Here is a 16,198-nt window from a genome sequence, read left to right as displayed (position 1 = left end):
GCGCGCTTCCGCGCGCGTCCCGCTCTGCGGTCCGACCGGATTACTCGCAGTCAGTCTTGGTGATGAAACGCGACCCGGTGTTGTGGTCCCAGGGATAGGTGTGGTTCTGGTTCATCGCCAGCATGTAGCGGACGGCCCAGTAGCCGATGTCCCACTGGCGCTGCGCCTTGAGCGCGGTGATGGTGCCGTCGCAGACGAAGTCCACCGCCTCCGGCAGATCGTCCATGCCGACGACCGCCACCTTGCCGGTGAGACCGGCGTTCTTGATGGCGCGTGCCGCGCCGATCGGGTTGGAGGCGTTGGAGCCGAAGAAGCCGGCGATGTCGGGATGCGCCTGCAGGGCGTTCTCGGTGAGCGTCACTGCCTCCTCGAGCACGTCGTTGTCCGGCTGCTCGAACACGATCTGCATGTCCGGATGCGCTTCCAGCGCCTTCTTGAAGCCCTGGATGCGCTCGACATGGTCGGTGGCCGTCAGGCTGCCGGCCAGGATGCCGACCTTGCCCTTGCCGTCGAGATGCTTGGCCAGGAACTCGCCGAGATCGTAGCCGTCCTGATAGCTGTTCTTCTGGCCGACGAAGGGGAATTTCTCGTCGCAGAAGGAGTTGAACGTGTAGACGTTGAGGCCCGCGTCCTTCGCCTCGGTCAGCAGTTGCACGTTGGTCGCCTGGTCGAGGCAGGCAACCGCCAGGCCGTCGGGCTTCTTGCCGATATTGGCCTCGATGCGCTGGTTCTGGTCGGCGACGTCGGCCTGCGGCGGCTGGTCCCAGATGACGTTGATCTTGATGCCTTCCTTGGCGATCTCCTCGGCCGCGAACTTGCTGCCTTCGGCAACCACGTCGTACCAGGGGTGGATAACCTTCGGGATGAACACGAAGGTCAGTTCCTTGTCGACCGGCTTGATCAGGTCCGCCTGGTTCTGCGCGAACGCGCCGGTGGCGAGACAGGCGGTCGCCAGGCCGCAGAGCGCGGCGAAGGATTTCAGGATCATGGTTTTCTCCTCACACTAACAGATTGTTGTCGACCAGATTTGCGCGCGCCGCCGCGCGCACCATCCTCCAGCCCGGCGGCGCATCCCGCCGGCGGCATTCGCGAAACAGGCGTAAGAACGAGCCGTCAGGCCGCCCGGAGAGCCCGCTTCACGGGCGTCTTCTCCATGAAATCCCACGTATGGTCGAAGGACTGGACGCCGGCCTGGGAGCCCAGTCCCGTTGCATTGAGTGCCGAGGTCGCCTGGGCAAAACGCACCGCCGTCTCGGCATCCAGACCACGGCAGAGCGCGACCGCGTAACCCGCGTCGAAGGCATCGCCGCAGCCGCAGGTGTCCTTGACCTCGATGTCGAAGGCAGGCACCCGGAAGGAGACGCCCTCGGCATCGCCGTAATGGGCGCCGTCCTCGCCGAGCGTGAAGACGCAGGCTTTTGTGCCGCGATCCAGGAAGAACTTCACGCAGTCATCGATCGACTCGAGGCCGCTCAGCGCCCGCGCCTCGTCGATCGACGGCATGAAATAGTCGGTGTGGGGCAGCACCGCGTCGACATCGGGAAGATCGGCCGCCGAGCCGGCGAAGATGTCGACCGTGGTGACGCAGCCGCGCGCCTGCGCGTGCTTCATCAGCGCCGCGTTGGCCTCGCCGTCCATCGCATCCATCAGCCCGACACCGCCGAGGTGAAAGACCCGCGCATCGGTGACGGTATCAAACGCCTCCGGCCTGATGACGAAATCCCCGGTGGCGCCCTTCATGTGCAGCGCCGGGCGCGAGCCGTCCTGGCGGGTCAGCACGATCGAGGAGGAGGTTTTTGAGCCCGGAATGCGCTGCAGGGCGCTTATGTCGGCGCCGAAATGCGCGATGCGCTCCAGAACCCAATCGCCCATCAAGTCGTCGCCGACACCGCCGACGGCGAGGCTCTTCAGGCCCATCTTGGCCGCTGCGATCACCGCCACGCCGGCCGCGCCCGACACGGCCATCGCGATCTCCTGGAGAAGCACCGTGCCGCCGCCAGGAGGCACGGTCTGGAACGGCCAGCCCAGACAGTCGAAGGTGTAGAAGCCCATCGAGGCGTAGTCATATTGCCAGTCGGCCACCATACTGCCTCCCACAGCGTTTGCACTTTTGTGCCATATGCAGATGAAGTGTGCAATGCGATCCGCAGGCCGTCAAGCACTTTTCTGCACATTCATTCCAATGAATGATCATAAGTTGGGGCCGTCATGTGAATGCAGGAGACTAATAGTTTGACGGCCTGCGGCCTTCCGGAGCCCGCCGCCCCCTAAACCTGCGATCACCAGTTCGCACGTATTGACATACAAAATCACAAATGTTCAAAGTTGGGGGAAAAACAGGAGGGACTCGCCATGAAGGCTGGCGTTCTCACGGCACCTAATGTGCTGTCGTTCGACACCGTGCCCGACCCGGAGCTTGCACCGGGGGACCTCCTCGTCCGGGTGAAGGCGGCGACGGTCTGCGGCACCGACATCCGCATATTCCGCGGCCGCAAGACCATGGGCGTGCGTTATCCCTCCATCCTCGGGCATGAGTTCGCCGGCGAAGTGGTGGCCGGGGGCAAAGCCGGCGGATGGAGCCCCGGCCAGGCGGTCTGCGTCTGCCCGGCAATCGCCTGCGGCCATTGCCAGCACTGCGTCCGCGGCTACGAAAACCTCTGCCAGAACCTGCAGGCCATCGGCTACGAGATCGACGGCGCCTTCGCCGAATATATCCGCATCCCAGCGGCGGGTCTGGCCCGCGGCAACGTGTTCGCCCTTCCCGAGGGTCTGACCTATGACAAGGCGGCGCTCGCCGAGCCGCTCGCCTGCGTCATCAACGGCCAGGAGCGTGTCGGCGTCTATCGCGGCGATACGGTCGTCGTGCTGGGATCGGGGCCGATCGGCATCCTGCACGTCAAGCTGGCGCGCCATTCCGGCGCCCACAAGGTGATCGTCAGCGAGCCCAATCCGTTGCGGCGCGAGGCCGCGCGCGCAGCCGGTGCCGACCTCGCCGTCGACCCGACTGCCGAGGATCTGCCGGCCATCGTGCGCGATCAGACGGATGGGCTCGGCGCCGATGTGGTGATCGTCGCGATCGGCGTCCCGGCGCTTGCCGACGACGCGCTGGCGCTTGCCCGCCACCGCGGCCGCGTGAGCCTGTTCGCGGGCTTTTCGGCCGGCGAGAAGGCGCAGCTCGACGTCAATGCGATCCACTACAACGAGGTGATGGTCACAGGTGCCTTCGGCCTGACGCGGCTGCAGTTCGAGCAGGCGCTGAAGCTGATCGCCAGTGGCCGCTTCGAGGTCGATTCCATGCTGACGCACCGCTTCGGGCTTGCCGAGATTTCGGCGGCGCTGGCGACTGCCGAGCAGGGCTCGGCGATCAAGGTGGCGATCCTGGACGCTTGAGATGGCGACTTCCGGCATGGCCGATCCGGCGGCAGGCCCGTTCGCGCGGCCGATCCGCTCCCACTATCCGGTGGTCATCCTCGGCGCCGGGATCAACGGCTGCGGCCTGTTCCGGGACCTCTCCGCCCAGGGCGTGGACTGCCTGCTGGTCGACCGCGGCGACTTCTGCTCGGGTGCCAGCGCGGCACCTTCGCGGCTCATCCACGGCGGCATCAAGTATCTGGAGACCGGCGAGTTCCGCCTGGTCAGGGAATCCGCGCTGGAGCGCAACCTGCTGCTGCGCAACGCGCCCCATTATGTAAAACCGCTGGAGACGGTGCTGCCCGTCCGGTCGGTGTTCGGCGGCATCTGGGCTTCGGCGCAGCGCTTTTTCCGCCGGCCCTCCAAGCTCAACGATCGCGGCCAGATCATCACCAAGATCGGGCTGACGCTCTACGATCTCTATGGCCGCCATTTTCAGACCATGCCCTCCCACCGCTTCCTGCGCGGCGACGCGCTCAGGCGTGAGATGCCGGACCTCGACAAGGGCATCGGATCGGTCGGCATCTACTACGAAGGCCGCGTCACCCACGCCGAGCGGCTAGGCCTCGAACTGGTGCGCGACGGTCTCGCGCTGAACGAGCGCAGCGTCGCCCGCAACTACATGCCGGCCACGGGACGCGGCGAAGGCGGCACGCTCCTGCTTGCGGAGGAAGCGACCGGCCGCACCCATGCCGTGCGCGCCGACATCGTCGTCAATGCGGGCGGCGCCTGGATCGACAAGGTCAACGCCGCGCTCGGCGTGGACAGCAGCCACATGGGCGGCAACAAGGGCGCGCATGTGATCGTCCGCAACCAGCGCCTTCTCGATGCGCTGAAAGGCCGGATGATCTACTTCGGCACCCGCGACGGGCGCGTGAACCTGCTCTATCCGCTGATGGGCAACGTGCTGATCGGCTCCACCGACATCCCGGTCGCCGACCCGGACGAAGCAGGCTGCGACGAGATCGAAATCCGTTATCTCCTCGGCGTCGTGTCGGAGATCTTTCCGGACATACCGCTTGGCCGGTCCGATGTCGTCTTCACCTATTGGGGCGTGCGGCCGCTGCCGCGCGCCGACGGCCTCGATCCCGGCGCGGTCAGCCGCGACCACCACATCGCCGAGGACCGTCTGCCGAGCAGCGATACGCCGATCCTCTCGCTGATCGGCGGCAAGTGGACGACGTTCCGCGGCTTTTCCGAACAGGCGGCCGACCTCGTCCTCGGCAGGCTCGGGCGCGCGCGCCGGCGGCACACGCGCGAGATGCCGATCGGCGGCGGCAGGGATTTTCCGCAAAGCGCCTCGGCGCGGCAGACCTTCATCGCCGACCTCGCCGGGCGGGTGCGCGGCGACCGCGCGCGCGCCGCAACGCTGTTCGACCGGTACGGCACTTATGCGAAGGTTCTGGCGGCCGCTCTCGAGGGGACAGATGAACCGCTGCCGGCATTGCCGGACTACTCCACCGGCGAGATCGCCTTTCTCTGCCGCACCGAGGCGGTCGCAAGATTGGCCGATCTTCTTTTCCGCCGCACCGACATCGCGCTTTCCGGCAGATTGTCGCGCGCGGCCATCGAAGCCGTGGGCGGCATCGCCGCCGCTGCGCTGGGCTGGAACGATGCGACGCGCGACGCGCAGATCGCCGCGGTAATCCGGGAGGCCCGGCGGCATGGCGTCGGCTTCGAGGAGGCCGATGTCATGCGACCGACAGGCTAGCAGTGTATCGCACCCGGCCCGAGACAAGGCTATTGGCGGAAACGTCCGTACCCCCTAAATTCGGGTAGCGTGTGCCGCCAGAGCACAATGCCTTCGAGGAAGCCGACGATGTCCAACCATGCCTCGCTGCGGACGGTGATCAAGGAGAACATGCGCAACGCGCGCTTCCTGGCGCGCGAGGTCAAGGGTTCGCTGGACAGGCTGGGACGCGACGGGGAAGGTCTGCCGCAAACCGCGCGGGCGCTTGCCGAACTCTCCGACAAGGCACTCAGCCGCCTGGAGAGCCTTGCCTTGAGCATCGCCTCAGCCGACCCGCGGGCCCATGCGGGCCATGTCGTCGCGCTGCCTCTGGCCCTGCTTGCCAAGCCGACCGCCGAAAACGCCGAGCTCGTCGCGCGAACCCATTATGCCGCCGCCAAGGCGCTTCTGATCGCAAGAGGCGTACACAATCCGAGCGTCAGCGAGCTCGCCTTCGCCAAGGCCTACGAGCTGGCGGCGGCGGCGATCGGGGATGACGACAGGGAAGCAGACGCTTCCGCGCCAAGCCGCCACGCCGCGCAGGTTGCCGTGGCGATTGTGGGGGCTCAGCCCGTCGCCTCCCCCGCAGCGCTGTCGGGTTCGGAGGGCAGCACGCAGCAGGACGCGAATCTGGTCGTCGCCGCGATCCTGGCGCTCTCCATGCTGGTCGTCAGCATCAACGACGACCTGACCGCCGACGAGGGCATCTATGAGGCCGCGGCGATCGCGGTGGACATCCGCTATGACGATTTCGCCGAGGCCATGCGAGGGTCGGACGACCTGACGGCCCTTGCCGGGCTTCTTGCAGAGATCGCCCCGCACCTTCCCTGAAATGCCGCGATAGTGGAGCGCCCGGCGTGGAACTGGCACTGAAGGAAAAGCTGATCGAGACGCCGCAGTTGCGCAAGCGGCTGCGCCAGTTGCGATGGTTCGACCGCGCCTTCAAGCAGAACAGCGCGTTCGTGGCGGCGCATCTGAACATCGCCGCCCGTGTCGACGACCGCCGTCTGCACAAGACCTTCTTCGACTGGGTGGCGGCCATCGGCGCGATCGAGCACGACCACACCCTCGACAAGGCCGACCGCATCGTCTTCATGGGCGGCCTGGCCTTGCGCGAACTGCTGCGCACGCGCTCCGTGGAGGTTCTCGCAACGGACGACGGCACGACGGCGGATGACGCCGATCCGACAGCGCGGATCGCCCATGCATGGCCGGAGGGTTTCATCTACACCAACTTCTGCATCTGCTCGATCGTCGCGGTGCATGAGCAGGAGTTCGGCGAGCCCCGGCCGCTCGACCAGGCGGCCTACGACCTGCGGACCTGGTGGTCGTATCGCGAGAACGCCTCCGAGGATCCGGACATCTCCATCGCCTTCCTGGATCAATTCCTCGGCATCACGCCGAACTGGATGTTCCCGATGTCGCGGGCGCAAACCGGAATCGAGAGCATGGCGGCTCAGGAGAAACCCGGCAACGTGGAAGACGGTGCAGACCCCCTCCGCCACACCCCGGGTTCGTAGACGCCGGTCTGCCGGCGATCGGGCGCGCCATCCCGTCGGGGGAACGACGACTACCGAATGATGGCGACGGCACAGTTCCGCCGCTCAGGTCCTCGCCACATACAGGTCGCGCGGCAGGGCGGACAGAATCTCCGGCCCGTCCGCGCGCAGGATGACGATCTCCTCCAGCCTGATACCGAAGCGGCCGGGGATATAGATGCCGGGCTCGATGGAGAAGACCATGCCCTCCTCCAGCACCGTCTCCGAGGTGGCGGTGATGTAGGGCGGTTCGTGGCCGTCAATGCCCATGCCGTGGCCGGTGCGGTGGACGAAATAGTCGCCATAGCCGGCATCGGCAATGACGCGCCGCGCCGCGGCGTCGACTTCCCTGGCGAGCACGCCCGGCTTCGCCGTCTTCAGCGCCGCCTGCACGGCTTTTTCGACGATGCCGTGGATCTGCCCATAACCTTCCGGCGGGTTGCCGACGACCGCCATGCGGGTGATGTCGCTGGGAAAACCGTCCTTGCGGCCGCCGATGTCGATGACGATGGCGTCGCCTTCCGCCAGCTTGCGGGACCCGGTCTGATGATGCGGGAAGGCGCCGTTGCTGCCAGCGCCGACAATCCAGAACTGCGGCGTCGCACCCTCGGACGAGAAGTGATCCTTGATCGCTGCGGCAAGCTCCAGTTCGGTCATGCCGGGCCTGATCGAGGCGAACGCCTTCTGCATGGTGCGGTCGGCGATGCCGGCATTCATCTTCAGCTTCTTGAACTCAGCAGTATCCTTGCGCATCCGGAGCGCGCCGACGGTGGCGTCGGTGAAGCTGTGCTTTGCGCCCGGCAGCGCGCCGAGCAGCAGCAGCGCGAAATCGGCGCGCATCGTCTCGTCGAGCGCCACGTGCTTCGCTTCCGTCGCCTTGATCGCCGCGAGCGCGTCGGCAAGCGCGGCGTCCGGGCCGGTTTCGTCGGCCCAGGTGTGGAATTCGATATCCGTCTCCTCGCGCGAGCCTTCGGCATTGAGCCCCGGCATCAGGAAGGTTTCTTTCTCCGGGCCGACCAGCAGCAGACACGGCCGCTCGTCGGCATGCGGGTGGAAGCCCGTCACCCACTGCATGTGCGATCCCGGCCCGAGCGCGACGAGGTCGACTTCGGCATCCTTCATTTTCTTGCGGAGAGCTTCGAGCCTCTTTTGGGTGTCGACCTTCATTGTCTTCCTCTCATGTTGTCCGTGACCTCGCCCCCTCTCCGTCTCGCCCTTCGGGCTTGCCACCTCTCCCCCACTGCGTGGGGGCGAGGAACCCAAGCTGGAGAGAAGCGCCGGCATCGCGGCAGCGGTTCCTCGCCTCGGAGAGGTGGCGAGCCCGTAGGGCGAGACGGAGAGGGGGAATCTTTCCTCACGCCGCCTCGACGACGATCCTGTTGCCGAACGGCTCGCCGGTGTCGAACTGGCCGAAGCGGGCGATCTCGTCCTCGGGCGGCGCCTCGCTCGACCATTTGCGCGACGGTACCCAGCCGCATTGACGCTTGAGGATCGCGGCATATTCGGCACGCTTCAGCGCTGCGATCGACGGGTCGATGACTGGCACGCCGAGCCTTTTTTCGAGGTCGCGGTAGAAGCCGACCTCCATGGTGCAGCCGAGGATCAGCGCTTCGGCGAAATCCTCCTCGACCGCCTTGCGGCCGGCCCCGATCAGCCGCTGCTCGGTCTCGGCATGATCCTTCTGGAAATCGTTCACGCCGAGCTCGACGTGGTAAAAACCCGACAGCCGGTGCTCATGGCCATGCTCGCGCACCGTCGACTGCATCTGGTGCACCCACTTCCTGCGCCCGACGATGATGCCGAAGCGGTTGGACAGGCTGGCGGCGATCTCGCAGGAGGCGACGCAGGGCGCGGTGACGATCATGCCTTCCGAGACTTCGCGCGCGTCGTGCAGCGCCGTGTCGTAAAAACAGCCGATCGCCAGCGCGTCAAAACCTTCGCGTGCGGCGGCCCGCGTGGCGCGGATGATGCCGCGCGTCACCATCGCCTCGTAGGAGCGGTATTCGATATGAGTGAAGCCGCCCTCGCTCGCCGGCAGCGAGGTGACATGCACTTCCGTTCCCGGAAGCTTGTGCTCCGCGGCCATGGCGGCGAAGATCGGATCGCTGTCGGCGTAGCCGACCGGACTCAGGAACATGATCTTGAGCGGTTTATGTCCGGGCATGCTGTTCTCCTCGTTCGGCGTTCCCTTCTCCCCGTTCATGGCAGGGCTGTCGCATATGGCAACCGGCAAGGAATTGGGTGGCCTCGCACCCCCACCCCTAACCCCTCCCCACAAGGGGGAGGGGGACTTTGCTGCCGCCATGCCCGGGCGAACCGTTGACGATTGGCGCCTGGCGGAGATGCCAGCCAGTCCCCCTCCCCCTTGTGGGGAGGGGTTAGGGGTGGGGGTGCATTCATATGCGATTGCCCTTCCGTTCGCGGGAGAAGAACGACTGCCGCTATGCCTTCGCTAACTCGATCCCGTACACCTCCCGCGCCCGCTCGGGCGTGACGAGGCCGTTGCGGATATCTTCCTCGACCAGAGCGCGGTCGCGCTGCTTCGGATCGCCGATGCCGCCGCCCGCGCCGGTGACGATGCGGATGACGTCGTCGGTGTCGACGCGGATGCCGGAGCCGAAGGCGTAGCGTTCGCTCGAGCCGTCGGTACGCAGCACCAGCGCATAGTTGGCCGAGCCCTCGTTGCCGCCGTCGAGCGACCACGGCAGGATGCGCGAGCGCGTGTAGCCCAGCGTCAGGAAGGAGTTGTCGCGGCGGATGCGGTAGTCCATGCGGATGCCCTGGCCGCCACGCCATTGGCCCTCGCCGCCGGGATCCGTATTGAGCTCCATGCGGTCGACGAACAGACCGTTCCGGGCCTCGGAGATCTCGGCCGGGCAGTTGTAGGTTTCGCCATGCACGCCGGAGAAGATGGCGCTATTGCCGTCGCGCCCGGGCGAGGCGCCCCAGCCGCCGATCTGCGGCTCGATGATGGTGTACTGCCGGCCGGTGTCGGGATGGATGCCGCCGATGAAGGTTCCTGCGATCGAGGAGAAATGCCCGGCCGGCAGCTTGTCCGGCATATGCGGCGCCAGGCAGCGCCAGACCAGGTCATAGCCGCGAATGCCGATCTCGTAATAGAAGCCGACGGCCGCCGGCTCCCTGGCGTGGAAGGTGGTCCCCTCCTTCGTCAGCACCTTGAGCGGCCGGAACGAGCCCTCGTTGGCCGGCGAGGTCGGGTCGGTCAGCGCCTTGAAGATGACCTGCATGCTGACCAGCGTGTCGTCGCGGCCGGCATTCGAGGGTCCGGCATCCTGTTCGGGATTGTCCCTGAGGTCGATGACGAACTCGGTGTCCGAGATCGTCACCTTGACGTTGAAGAAGCGGCCATCGTCCTGCTCCTCGGTCAGCTCGAATGTGCCCTTGGGCAATTTGGCGAGTTCTGCCAGCGCGATCTTCTCGCCATGATCCATGAAGCTTTTCATCGCCGCCTCGAAGGTGGCGACCGAATATTTCTCCGCCAGCTCCGCCAGCCGCTTGGCACCTATGCGCACGGAGGCGATCGCCGCCCACAAGTCGCCCTTCAGAAAATCCGGCATGCGCGAGTTGACGGTGATGATGTCGAAGATGCCGGGGATCGGCTCGCCCCGCGCTATCATCTTGATCGCCGGCAGGCGCAGGCCCTCCTGAAAAATCTCCGTTGCGTCGGCGGAGAGCGAGCCGGGCGACTTGCCGCCGACATCCGAGTTGTGGGCGATGTTGGCCGTCCAGGCGATGATGCGGCCGTCGGCGAACACCGGCATGCAGACGACGAGGTCGTTGAGATGGGTGACGCCGCCGTAGTAGGGATCGTTGGTGATGAAGACGTCGCCGGGCTCGATGTCGCCCGGCTTGCCGAATTTCTGCAGCAGCACCTTCACCGACTTGTCGAGCACTCCGATGAAGCCGGGAATGCCGGCGCCGGACGAGGCCAGCGCGCCATGTGCGTCGGTGATGCCGGTGCCCATGTCGAGCACCTCGTAGATGATCGAACTCATCGCCGTCTTCTTCATCACCGCGAACATCTCGTCGGCGGTGGCCTGCAGCGAGTTCTGGATGATCTCCAGCGTGATCGGATCGTTTTTTGCCGTAGTCGGCATCGTCGTCTCCCTCAGGCCGCCAGGTGGATGTGGATGTTGCCGTAGCCGTCGATCTCGACCCGGTTGCCGGGATGGACGACCACGGTGGTTCCGGGATCCTCGACGATCGCCGGACCGGTGAAGCTCATGCCGGGCTCCAGCCTCGTGCCGTCGTAGATCGCCGCGCTGTGAATACCCTCCAGCGCATAGTCCACGTCGCGATGCCCCTTCAGCGCGGCCTCGGCCGGCGCGCCGGTGGTCTCGCGCTTGCGCATCGTCAGCTTGCCGACCTCCGCCGAGGCGACGAGATGGATGCCGACCATCTCGACCGGCGCGTCGAGCCGGTAGGTATATTCGCGCTCGTAGGTCTCGTGGAACGCGGCTTCGATCTCGGCGAGGCGCCCGTCGTTGATCTCGCCGGAAGCGATCAGCACCTCGGTCGTGTGCTCCTGGTTCTGGTAGCGGAATTTTCCGTAGCGCAGGAAGCGCACCTTGGCCGCGTCGACGCCCTCCGCGGCGAACTGGCTGCGCGCCTGCTCCTCGCTCTCGGCGAAGACCGCTTCGATCCCTTCAGCCGCGCCCGGCTTCAGGTCGGCCAGGCGCGTGACGAAATAGTCGCGGCGCAGATCCGACATCATCATGCCCCAGGCGGAGAAGACCGCGGCGCCGGCCGGCACTACGACCTTTTGCACGCCAAGCTCCATGCCGAGCGCTACGCCATGCATGGCACCGCCGCCGCCGAAGACAACGAGCGTGAACTCACGCGGATCGTGGCCGCGGTTGAGCGACACCAGCTTCAGCGCGTTGACCATGTTGTTGTTGGCGATGCGGACGATGCCGCGCGCCGCCTCGTCGGCGGAGACGCCGAGCTTTTGGCCGACCGCCTCGATCGCGGCTTTCGTCGCGGCCATGTCGGCCACCACCTCGCCGCCGCAGAAATAGTCCCTGTTGATGCGGCCGAGCCAGAGATTGGCGTCGGTGGTGGTGGCGTGGACGCCGCCGCGGCCATAGGCCGCCGGCCCCGGCACGGCGCCGGCCGATTGCGGGCCGACATGCAGCTTGCCGAAATCGTCGACCCAGGCGATCGAGCCGCCGCCATTGCCGATCTCGACCAGGTCGACCACCGGCACCATGATGGGATAGCCGGCGGAAAAACGGTCGCGCTCGATCCAGTAGTCGGTCTTGATCTTGACCTCGCCGTCCTCGATCAGCGAACACTTTGCCGTGGTGCCGCCGATGTCGAGCGCCAGCACATTCTTTTCGCCGATCAGTTTTCCCAGCTCCGCCGCGCCCCAGAAGCCGGAGGCTGGGCCGGATTCGACCATGGTGATCGGGATCCTCGACACCGATTCCAGCGAGTCGACGCCGCAGTTCGACTGCATGATGTAGGGGCTCTTGGAAAACCCCTTGTCCTTCAGCCCGGCATGCAGGCGCGACAGGTAGCGCTCGGCGGCCGGCTGCACGTAAGCCGACAGCACGGCAGTGTTGGAGCGCTCGTATTCGCGCCATTCGCGCGTGATCTGGTGCGAGGCGACGGCCGAAACCTCCGGCCACAACCGCTTCAGTTCGGCCAGCGCCGCCCGCTCGTGGCTGGTGTCGGCATAGGAATGGATGAAACAGATGGCGACCGCCTCGACGCCCTCCTTGCGGAAATCCGCGACGATAGCCGGCAGGCCGGAGAGGTCGAGCGGCTTCATCTCGACGCCCTTGTAGGAGACGCGGCCGGGCAGTTCGCGGCGCAGGTAACGCGGCACGAAGGGTTTCGGCTTCTCGTAATGCAGGTTGAAGAAGTCCGGCCGGTTGCCGCGCGCGATCTCCAGCGAATCGCGAAAACCCTCGGTGGTGATCAGCCCGACCTTGACGCCCTTGCGCTCGGTCAGCGCGTTGATGACAACTGTCGTGCCGTGGGCGAGGAAATCGACCGAGCGCGGATCGACGCCGCCCTTCTCCAGCACGTTGAGCACGCCGCGCTCGAAATCGGGCGGCGTGGTGTCGGACTTGGCGGTGACGATGCGCTGCTCGCCGGTGGCGTGGTCGGTCTCGAAGCAGACGAGATCGGTGAAGGTGCCGCCGACATCGGTGGCGACGCGGATCGTCTTGCCGGCCATCGTCAATCTCCCTTGGCAGACAGTTCGTTGAGCAGCAGGCAGAGCGCGCCGGGCAGCTTCAGCGCCTCGGCGGCCTCGACCCGCTCGGGCGTGTAGAAGCCGGCCTCATGCAGGCAGTTGATGGTGCCCTTGACCTCGCCGGCGACGATGATCGGCACGTTGATGACGCTCTCGCAGCCGAGCGACCGGATCAGCTCGTGATCGGAGAAGACGGCGGCAATGCCGTCGATGTCGTTGGCGACGAAGGTGCGCTTCTCGCCGATCACCTGGCGCGACCAGTCGGTCTCGTTGGCAGGCTTGGTTCCCGAGACCGGATACGCGTCGGGCATGTTGGAATAGATGCGCTGCGCCATGCCGCTGCGGCCGTCATGGGTCATGACCGTGAACAGCTTGACCCCGACGACGTCGCGCGTCAGCGCCCAGAGTGCCGCGAACGCCGTCTCGGGCGTCGCGCCGGCGGCCGCGACGGCCTTGGTGAAAGCGGAGTAGTCAGGCACTTGCATTGCTCTTCTCCATGAGCCGACCGCGCAGTTCAGCCTCTTGCGCCGTGACGACCGGAACGGCGCCGATCAGCCGGCGCGTGTAGGGATGCTTCGGATTGGTGAATACGGTCTCGGTCGGGGAAAGCTCGACCAGCCGGCCCTTCTCGAACACGGCGACGCGGGTCGCGACGTTGCGCACCACCGACAGGTCGTGGGTGATGAAGACGTAGGTGAGCCCGCGCTGAGCCCGCAGCTCGTTGAGCAGCTTGAGCACGCGCGCCTGCACCAGCACGTCGAGCGCCGAGGTCGGCTCGTCGAGCACCACCAGCTCCGACTGGCAGGCAAGCGCCCGGGCGATCGCCACGCGCTGCCGCTGCCCGCCGGACAGCGTCGACGGCGCGCGCGAGCGGAAGTCCGCGGGCAGGCCGACCTCCTCAAGCAACTGACCGACACGGTCCCAGCGCGCGCTCCTTTCGCCGATGCCGTGCACGTCGAGCGCCAGCCTGAGCGAGGCGCCGATGCTGCGCTTGGGATTGAGCGAGGAGAGCGGGTTCTGCTGCACGAGCTGGATGGCGCGGCGATGGATGAGCGCACGCCGCGCCGGCAGTAGACTGCCGTCTAACAGGATTTCACCGGCGCTCTGCGGATAAATGCCGAGGATCATGTGGGCGACGGTCGATTTTCCGGAGCCGGACTCGCCGACGATCGCCAGGCACTCGCCCTTCGCGACATCGAAGGAGACGTCGTCGACCGCCCGCACCATGCGACCGGCGGTGGTGAAGGTTTTCGAGACGGAGCGAAGGGAGAGCAGCGGTCGGGTCACGCGGGATGGCTCCCGCATATGAGGCTCCGTGCTCCTTCGCACCCCCCTCTGTCCTGCCGGACATCTCCCCCGCAAGGGGGGAGATTGGCCGGCCGCTTTGGCTTCGCCAACCTTCGACGTGAAAGATTGGCGAAACCATTGATGACAGCCAATCTCCCCCCTTGCGGGGGAGATGTCCGGCAGGACAGAGGGGGGTGCGAAGGAGCACGACCAGCAACGATCATCATCCCGCCCTCCCCGGCTCGCCGAAACCCTCACGCACAACCAGCGGCGCGAAATAGGCTTCCGATGCGTCTTCGATCTCGGGAATGCCGCCGCCGGTGATGCGCGGCACGGCCTGCAAAAGCGCCCGCGTATAGGGGTGGCGCGGGTCGTCGAACAAGGCCGCCGTCGGTCCTTGCTCGACGATGCGGCCCTTGTAGATGACGTAGAGGCGGTCGGCGAACTCGCGCACCACGCCGAGATTGTGCGAGATGAACAGCACCGCCGTGTGGTGTCTTTCGGTGAGGTCGCGCATCAGCGTGAGCGTCTGCGCCTGCACGGTGACGTCGAGCGCCGTGCCCGGCTCGTCGGCGATCAGCAGCGATGGCTCGTTGGCGAGCGCCATGGCGATCATGACACGCTGGTTCATGCCACCGGAAAGCTGGAACGGATAGGAATCGAGCACGCGCTCCGGTTCGGAGATTGCCACGTCGTCGAGCGCCGCCACCGCGCGCCGACGCGCCTCGGCTTGCGAGATGCCGGGGCTGCCGCGCAGCAGCACCTCGTGGAACTGCGTCGCGATCGTGTAGACCGGATTGAGCGAGGAGGTCGGATCCTGAAAGATCATCGACATTCTTGTGCCGCGCAGCGCGTGGCGTTCCCGCTCCGAAAGCTTCGCCAGATCGCGGCCCTCGAACTCGACCAGGCCGGAGACGCGGGCGCTGCGCAGCGACTGGATCAGGCCGAGCACGATGCGCGCCGTGACCGACTTGCCGGAACCGGATTCGCCGACCAGCGCCACGCGCTCGCCCTTGGCGATGTGCAGCGAGATGCCGTGCAGCACCTCCAGCATGCCCGCATAGCTGCGGAAGCCGAGTTTCAGGTCGCGGATCAGCAGCGTCGGCGCGCTCATTGCTCGGCTCCCAGAATCTCGCGCAATGCGTCGCCTACGAGATTGAAGCCGAACACCGCGACCAGGATGGCGAGCCCGGGAAAGACGGTGAGCCACCACGAGTCCGGCAGGTATTTCGCGCCGTCCGCCACCATCGAGCCGAGGTCCGGCGTCGGCGGCTGCACGCCGAGGCCGAGGAAGGACAACGACGAGGCGATCAGGATGACGAAGCCGAGGTCGAGCGTCATCTTAGTGAGGATGGAGGGCACGCAATTCGGCAGGATCTCGCGGAACATGACATGCGCCTTCGACGCGCCGATCACCTCGGCGGCGAGGACGTAGCCTTCCTCCTTCTCGGAGCGCGCAAGATTGTAGACGAGCCGCGTGTACCAGGGCCACCACATGGCGGTCACCGCAATCATGCCGTTGGTCAGCGTCGGCTCCAGCACACCCATCATCGACATGGCGAGCACCAGCGGCGGGATCGACAGGAAGACATCGGTGACCCGCATCAGCACATATTCGACCCAGCCGCCGAAATAGCCGGCGACAAGGCCGATGGTGACGCCGATCGGCACCGCGATCGCCAGCACCACCACGCCGAGGATCAGCGAGATGCGGTAGGCGTAGACGATGCGGGTGAAGAGGTCGCGGCCGACCAGGTCGGTGCCCATGATGTAGGGCCATTCCGGCGCCTTGTTGAAATTGGCGAAGTCGACCACCGCTCCGGCATGCTCCGGAAAGGGCGTGATGAAGTCGGCGGAGATCGCCGACAGCACGACGAGCGCGACCAGTGCCAGGCCGAGCAGCGACAGCGGGTTGCGCAACAGGATGGCGAGGGTGCGGTTCATGGGCACACTCGCGAGATGGTGTGACCAGCGACGCCCTCCTCTGGCCTGCCGGCCAAATGCGTTTCG

14 protein-coding genes are annotated in these 16,198 nt (G+C 66.2%); 4 read left to right on the top strand and 10 right to left on the bottom strand.

Annotated elements, in window-relative coordinates; genetic code table 11:
- Nucleotides 1-40: 40 nt before the first annotated feature.
- Together C7I84_RS13315 and C7I84_RS13310 are read right to left on the bottom strand one after the other, a co-directional pair.
- Nucleotides 41-988, bottom strand: coding sequence for a substrate-binding domain-containing protein (locus tag C7I84_RS13315; RefSeq protein WP_106772677.1), 948 nt, complete (start codon nucleotides 986-988; stop codon nucleotides 41-43).
- A gap of 125 nt (nucleotides 989-1,113) precedes the next feature.
- Nucleotides 1,114-2,085 (bottom strand): carbohydrate kinase family protein, encoded by a 972-nt coding sequence (locus C7I84_RS13310; protein WP_106772676.1) that lies wholly within the window; start codon nucleotides 2,083-2,085, stop codon nucleotides 1,114-1,116.
- 267 nt (nucleotides 2,086-2,352) lie between these two features.
- Between C7I84_RS13310 and C7I84_RS13305 the strand changes: the two genes are divergently transcribed.
- The 4 genes from C7I84_RS13305 to C7I84_RS13290 all read left to right on the top strand — a co-directional run bounded on the left by C7I84_RS13305 (nucleotide 2,353) and on the right by C7I84_RS13290 (nucleotide 6,660).
- Nucleotides 2,353-3,390 (top strand): alcohol dehydrogenase catalytic domain-containing protein, encoded by a 1,038-nt coding sequence (locus C7I84_RS13305; RefSeq protein ID WP_106772675.1) that lies wholly within the window; start codon nucleotides 2,353-2,355, stop codon nucleotides 3,388-3,390.
- A 1-nt stretch (nucleotide 3,391) separates the two neighbouring features.
- Nucleotides 3,392-5,122 carry a glycerol-3-phosphate dehydrogenase/oxidase gene (locus C7I84_RS13300; RefSeq protein ID WP_245428428.1) on the top strand — a complete coding sequence of 577 codons (1,731 nt, stop codon included), beginning with the start codon at nucleotides 3,392-3,394 and terminating at the stop codon, nucleotides 5,120-5,122.
- A 108-nt stretch (nucleotides 5,123-5,230) separates the two neighbouring features.
- Entirely contained in the window at nucleotides 5,231-5,971 is a 741-nt protein-coding gene (locus C7I84_RS13295) for a hypothetical protein (protein WP_106772674.1), read from the top strand.
- A gap of 26 nt (nucleotides 5,972-5,997) precedes the next feature.
- Complete coding sequence (locus tag C7I84_RS13290) at nucleotides 5,998-6,660, top strand: hypothetical protein (protein WP_207770999.1); 663 nt, start codon at nucleotides 5,998-6,000, stop codon at nucleotides 6,658-6,660.
- Between the two features lie 84 nt (nucleotides 6,661-6,744).
- Here C7I84_RS13290 and C7I84_RS13285 read toward each other — a convergent pair whose 3' ends face one another.
- The 8 genes from C7I84_RS13285 to C7I84_RS13245 form a co-directional block, all read right to left on the bottom strand.
- On the bottom strand, nucleotides 6,745-7,845 hold the full coding sequence (locus tag C7I84_RS13285; RefSeq protein ID WP_106772673.1) for a M24 family metallopeptidase: 1,101 nt from the start codon (nucleotides 7,843-7,845) through the stop codon (nucleotides 6,745-6,747).
- A 187-nt stretch (nucleotides 7,846-8,032) separates the two neighbouring features.
- Complete coding sequence (locus tag C7I84_RS13280; protein ID WP_106772716.1) at nucleotides 8,033-8,842, bottom strand: aspartate/glutamate racemase family protein; 810 nt, start codon at nucleotides 8,840-8,842, stop codon at nucleotides 8,033-8,035.
- Between the two features lie 277 nt (nucleotides 8,843-9,119).
- A complete protein-coding gene (locus tag C7I84_RS13275) occupies nucleotides 9,120-10,796 on the bottom strand; it encodes a hydantoinase B/oxoprolinase family protein (RefSeq protein WP_106772672.1) in 1,677 nt (558 codons plus the stop codon).
- A gap of 11 nt (nucleotides 10,797-10,807) precedes the next feature.
- Nucleotides 10,808-12,883: a hydantoinase/oxoprolinase family protein gene (locus C7I84_RS13270; RefSeq protein WP_106772671.1), complete on the bottom strand. Its 2,076-nt coding sequence runs from the start codon at nucleotides 12,881-12,883 to the stop codon at nucleotides 10,808-10,810.
- A gap of 2 nt (nucleotides 12,884-12,885) precedes the next feature.
- Nucleotides 12,886-13,386, bottom strand: coding sequence for a GAF domain-containing protein (locus C7I84_RS13265; RefSeq protein ID WP_106772670.1), 501 nt, complete (start codon nucleotides 13,384-13,386; stop codon nucleotides 12,886-12,888).
- Nucleotides 13,373-14,188 carry an ABC transporter ATP-binding protein gene (locus tag C7I84_RS13260; protein ID WP_245428426.1) on the bottom strand — a complete coding sequence of 272 codons (816 nt, stop codon included), beginning with the start codon at nucleotides 14,186-14,188 and terminating at the stop codon, nucleotides 13,373-13,375. The genes C7I84_RS13265 and C7I84_RS13260 overlap by 14 nt, the downstream gene beginning before the upstream one ends.
- A gap of 223 nt (nucleotides 14,189-14,411) precedes the next feature.
- On the bottom strand, nucleotides 14,412-15,302 hold the full coding sequence (locus C7I84_RS13250; RefSeq protein WP_106772668.1) for an ABC transporter ATP-binding protein: 891 nt from the start codon (nucleotides 15,300-15,302) through the stop codon (nucleotides 14,412-14,414).
- Nucleotides 15,299-16,132, bottom strand: a complete 834-nt coding sequence (locus C7I84_RS13245) for an ABC transporter permease (protein ID WP_106772667.1) — start codon at nucleotides 16,130-16,132, stop codon at nucleotides 15,299-15,301. Before C7I84_RS13245 ends, C7I84_RS13250 begins: the two co-directional genes overlap by 4 nt.
- Between the last annotated feature and the right edge of the window lie 66 nt (nucleotides 16,133-16,198).

The sequence above is a fragment of the Kumtagia ephedrae genome (assembly GCF_003012745.1).
GTDB classification, from domain to species: Bacteria; Pseudomonadota; Alphaproteobacteria; order Rhizobiales; family Rhizobiaceae; genus Kumtagia; species Kumtagia ephedrae.
This window is presented reverse-complemented; position numbering and strand designations above follow the sequence as displayed.

Excerpts from the sequence above, each read along its gene's own strand:
- C7I84_RS13280 (WP_106772716.1), bottom strand. The coding sequence starts at position 8,842 with ATGCCCGGACATAAACCGCTCAAGATCATGTTCCTGAGTCCGGTCGGC.
- C7I84_RS13305 (WP_106772675.1), top strand. The coding sequence starts at position 2,353 with ATGAAGGCTGGCGTTCTCACGGCACCTAATGTGCTGTCGTTCGACACC.
- C7I84_RS13295 (WP_106772674.1), top strand. The coding sequence starts at position 5,231 with ATGTCCAACCATGCCTCGCTGCGGACGGTGATCAAGGAGAACATGCGC.
- C7I84_RS13300 (WP_245428428.1), top strand. The coding sequence starts at position 3,392 with ATGGCGACTTCCGGCATGGCCGATCCGGCGGCAGGCCCGTTCGCGCGG.
- C7I84_RS13310 (WP_106772676.1), bottom strand. The coding sequence starts at position 2,085 with ATGGTGGCCGACTGGCAATATGACTACGCCTCGATGGGCTTCTACACC.
- C7I84_RS13245 (WP_106772667.1), bottom strand. The coding sequence starts at position 16,132 with ATGAACCGCACCCTCGCCATCCTGTTGCGCAACCCGCTGTCGCTGCTC.
- C7I84_RS13285 (WP_106772673.1), bottom strand. The coding sequence starts at position 7,845 with ATGAAGGTCGACACCCAAAAGAGGCTCGAAGCTCTCCGCAAGAAAATG.
- C7I84_RS13275 (WP_106772672.1), bottom strand. The coding sequence starts at position 10,796 with ATGCCGACTACGGCAAAAAACGATCCGATCACGCTGGAGATCATCCAG.
- C7I84_RS13270 (WP_106772671.1), bottom strand. The coding sequence starts at position 12,883 with ATGGCCGGCAAGACGATCCGCGTCGCCACCGATGTCGGCGGCACCTTC.
- C7I84_RS13315 (WP_106772677.1), bottom strand. The coding sequence starts at position 988 with ATGATCCTGAAATCCTTCGCCGCGCTCTGCGGCCTGGCGACCGCCTGT.
- C7I84_RS13265 (WP_106772670.1), bottom strand. The coding sequence starts at position 13,386 with ATGCAAGTGCCTGACTACTCCGCTTTCACCAAGGCCGTCGCGGCCGCC.
- C7I84_RS13250 (WP_106772668.1), bottom strand. The coding sequence starts at position 15,302 with ATGAGCGCGCCGACGCTGCTGATCCGCGACCTGAAACTCGGCTTCCGC.